The following is a 723-nucleotide window of genomic DNA, read 5'->3' as shown; positions in this document are numbered from 1 at the left end:
AGGGCGGTCAGTACAGGCTGATCTTTTCGCCCGTCAGCAGGTTCTCGGTGCCCAGAAAACTGATCGAGGGAATGAAGTCGATGGGCAACTCATCGCCTTCGACCAGAGCGTAGCGCGCCAGGTAGTAGTAGACGATGTCACAGCGCTGCACGCGGATATCCTGGGTCAGGGAGTGGATGGGAGCGCGCCAGGTCTGCTCCTTCTCCTGGCACTCGGCGCTCATGCTGAGCGCATCCTCGACGGCTTCTCGCTCCGCGTGGGCGACGGCTTTCTCCAGTTGAACCCTGATCAGCAGCTCTTCAGGGCTGGTACAGCCGGCCAGCGACAGGGCGGCGAGAAAGAACATCCATTTATGCATTGCAGCTCCAGGTAATCCATTGCCGAAGGGGCGGTTGCTGGCAAGTGCCGGGCGTGTGTCAGCGGCCTGCTGCCAGGAACAGGCCGACCATCATGAACACCACTGCCGTGACGATCAGCTGATGGACGGCATTGTTCTTGAACTTGTACACGACCCCGTCCTTCTGGGCGTACAGGTCACCCGTCAGAGCGATGAGGAGGGTGGCGGGGATGAAGAACAGCAGCGAGAGGAAGACGAACCAGCGCTTGCGGTACACCGGTACGTTTTCATAGCTCATGCGGGTTCGTTCGAAGCGGTTGATATCCATATCGTTGTTCCAGGCAGGGGCGCGAGCAAAACGGTGGCTCGCGCTTCGGGGCTGGATG

The 723-nt window shown here is 60.0% G+C and carries 2 protein-coding genes; both read right to left on the bottom strand.

Going from position 1 to position 723, the window contains the following annotated elements; genetic code table 11:
• Positions 1-7: 7 nt before the first annotated feature.
• Positions 8-358 (bottom strand): hypothetical protein, encoded by a 351-nt coding sequence (locus tag J0A65_RS24790; protein WP_150605943.1) that lies wholly within the window; start codon positions 356-358, stop codon positions 8-10.
• Positions 359-416: 58 nt separating this feature from the next.
• On the bottom strand, positions 417-723 hold a 307-nt coding region (locus J0A65_RS24785; protein WP_206596899.1), incomplete at its 5' end, for a hypothetical protein.

Source organism: Bowmanella yangjiangensis, assembly GCF_017255015.1.
GTDB lineage: Bacteria > Pseudomonadota > Gammaproteobacteria > Enterobacterales > Alteromonadaceae > Bowmanella > Bowmanella yangjiangensis.
This window is presented reverse-complemented; position numbering and strand designations above follow the sequence as displayed.

Bases quoted from the DNA above. Each gene is read 5' to 3' on its own strand.
- J0A65_RS24790 (WP_150605943.1), bottom strand. From the start codon at position 358: ATGCATAAATGGATGTTCTTTCTCGCCGCCCTGTCGCTGGCCGGCTGT.